Annotated in this window: 3 protein-coding genes; 2 read left to right on the forward strand and 1 reads right to left on the reverse strand. The window is 70.2% G+C overall.

Features of this window, described 5'->3' with window-relative positions; all coding sequences use genetic code 11:
- Nucleotides 1-867 (reverse strand): NAD(P)-dependent alcohol dehydrogenase (locus tag VGL85_RS02295; protein ID WP_331585588.1); only part of this gene is annotated, 867 nt, incomplete at its 3' end.
- A 125-nt stretch (nucleotides 868-992) separates the two neighbouring features.
- Here VGL85_RS02295 and VGL85_RS02300 point away from each other — a divergent pair.
- Together VGL85_RS02300 and VGL85_RS02305 are read left to right on the forward strand one after the other, a co-directional pair.
- Nucleotides 993-1,796 carry a phytanoyl-CoA dioxygenase family protein gene (locus tag VGL85_RS02300; RefSeq protein WP_331585590.1) on the forward strand — a complete coding sequence of 268 codons (804 nt, stop codon included), beginning with the start codon at nucleotides 993-995 and terminating at the stop codon, nucleotides 1,794-1,796.
- 76 nt (nucleotides 1,797-1,872) lie between these two features.
- Nucleotides 1,873-2,835 (forward strand): acyl-CoA dehydrogenase family protein (locus VGL85_RS02305; protein ID WP_331585592.1); only part of this gene is annotated, 963 nt, incomplete at its 3' end.

Here is a 2,835-nt window from a genome sequence, read left to right on the forward strand (position 1 = left end):
GAACTGCTCGCGGCTGCCGACGCTGATCCCGTGGACACGGGCGTTGGCGCTGAAGATGGAGGCGACGTTGATGTCGTTGACCATGCCGGTCAGCACGCCGATCACCGCCACGTGGCCGCCGACGCGGATGGCCTGGATCGATTGCTGGAAGGTGCCGGCGCCGCCGACCTCGACGACGTGGTCGACGCCGCGCCCGCCGGTCAGCCTGCGCGCCGCCTTGGCCCAGTCGGGCTCGGTCTTGTAGTTGATGGTGTGGTCGGCGCCCATGGCCCGGGCCCGTTCCAGCTTCTCGTCCGAGGATGAGGTGATGATGACGGTGGCCCCGGCCGCCTTGGCGAACTGCAGCGCGAAGATCGAGACGCCGCCCGTGCCCTGGGCCAGCACCACGTCGCCGGGTTTGAGGCCGCCCTCGACCAGGGCCCGCCACGCCGTGAGGCCGGCGCAGGGCAGGCAGGCGACCTCCTCGTCGCTGAGCGAGGCCGGGACCTTGGAGACGCCGTTCTGGTTCAGCACCACCTGATCGCGCGCCACGCCGTCGACGGAGCCACCCAGCGCCGCGGACAACGCCGCCGACGTCGGCTCTCCGCCGAACCAATCCTGGAAGAACAGTGGCGCCACCCGGTCGCCGACCGCCACGCGCGTCACGCCCGGGCCGACGGCTGAAACCACGCCGCAGCCGTCCGACAGCGGAATGAGCGGCAGCCGGCCCTTGATCATCGGCGATTGCACCGTCGCCAGGTCGCGATAGTTGAGCGAGGCGGCTTTCATGGTCACCGCGACCTGACCGGCGGCCGGCTCGGCGGCCGGGCGGTCGACCACGCTCAGATGATCGATCCCGGCGTCCCCTTCGAGTACGAGCGCGCGCATCTTCACCTCCCGATAGGTCTTGTTTTGCGAAGGTTCTGGCCTCTGTGCTGGCCTCTTACAAGGCCATGGCTGGACCTGACGCAGCGTCGCGAGCAGTTTAAGACGCAGCTTTCGGAGGTTTCAGTTTGCGCACGCCTCGCCCGCACCCGCTCAGCGCCGGCTTCCACTGGGAAGACCGGCCGGGCCCGTTCCGCCGCGTCACGGAAGCACAGCGCGAAGCCTTCGACCGGCTCGGCTTCGTCAAGTTCGAGAACGCCTTCACGGCCGACGAGATCGCCGCGGTCACCGCCGCCATCGACCCGCTTGAGGTCATTGCCGAGGAGCGGCTGCGCCGCGCCGGCGGCTCCATCTCCATCTCCACCGCCGACGAGATCACCTTCACCACCCACATGGTCAAGGTTTCGCCGACCTTGCGCGACTTCGCCGCCCATCCCTTCATCAAGGATGTCTGCCACGACCTGCTGGGCGAGGCGGTGCGGCTCTACTGGGACCAGTCGGTCTACAAGAAGACGGCGCAGATGCGCGAATTCCCCTGGCACCAGGACAACGGCTACACCTTCATCGAGCCGCAGCAGTACCTGACCTTCTGGCTGCCGCTGGTGGACGTTGACGAGCAGAACGGCTGCCCCTGGATCGCGCCCGGCCTGCACCGCGGCGGGACGCTGGACCACTGGGTGACCGAGATCGGGCTGAAATGCCTGGAGGAGGTTCCGGACGCGGTCGCTGTGCCGGCCGGGGCCGGCGACGCCATCGTCTTCTCGTCCCTGGCGCCGCACCGGACCGGTCCGAACCTGAAGGCGGGCACCGTGCGCAAGGCCTATATCCTGCAATATTCCCACGACGGCTCGGTCGCTACCTATCGCGACGGGCGCACCGCCGTGCAGGACGATCCGGAGCGGCAGTTCGTGGTCCTGCGGCCCGGGGATTGAGGTGCGTTTGGCGCTTGGCTTCCCTAGCGGCCGCTGTTGGATCGTGGCCGGCGTGACCTGAGGGAGGAGAACCGGTTTGGCGACCATTTCGGCTGAGGACCGCGGGGCCTTGCGCGACTCCGTCCGCCGGCTGCTGGCGGACCACGGCGCGGAGGCCGACGTGCGCCGCGCCATGGAAACGCCAGCCGGCTACGACGCCGCGCTGTGGCGCCGGCTGGCCGAGATGGGGATCGCCGGCCTGGTGATCGAGGAGGATTTCGGCGGGGCCGGCGGCGGCCCGCTGGAACTGGAGCTGGTCATGGAGGAGGCGGGCGCGGCCCTGCTCTGCGCGCCGCTGCTGGCCAGCGGCGTGCTGGCGGCCGAGCTGCTGCGCGCCATTGGGGATGAAGACGCCAAGCGGCGCTTGCTGCCGGGAATCGCGGCCGGAAACAGCATCGCGACGGTCGCGCTGACCGGCGATGCCGGGACGTGGACGCCGGAAGGGGTCAGGGTGACGGCGAGCGAGGCGGAGGGCGGCTGGCGGCTCAAGGGTGAGGCCTCCTATGCCATCCATGGCCAGAACGCCGACGTTCTGCTCGTGCTCGCCAGGGCGGGCGACGACCTGCAGGTGTTCGAGGTCGATCCGAAGGCCGTCGCCATCGCGGCCCTGCCGACCTTCGACCACACCTTGCGCCTGGCCAGGATCACCTTCGTCAACACCCTGGCCCGGCGCCTTGCCGCGAGCGGTCCGGTCTGGGCGGCGGTGCAGCAGGCGCTGAACTTGGCCCTGGTCGGGCTCTCCGGCGAACAGGCCGGCGGCGCGCGGCGGGTGCTGGACTTCACGGTCGACTACGCCAAGACGCGCATCCAGTTCGGCCGCGCCATCGGCAGTTTCCAGGCCATCAAGCACATGGCCGCCGACCTGCTGCTGGAGTCGGAATCGGCCATCTCGGCGGCGCGCAACGCCGCCCGCGCCCTGGCCGAGGATGCGCCCGACGCCGAGGCGGCCATCAGCCTGGCGGCCTTCGCCTGCGCCGAGGCCTTCAGCCTCACCACCGCG

The organism is Phenylobacterium sp. (assembly GCF_036501465.1).
Classification (GTDB): Bacteria; Pseudomonadota; Alphaproteobacteria; order Caulobacterales; family Caulobacteraceae; genus Phenylobacterium.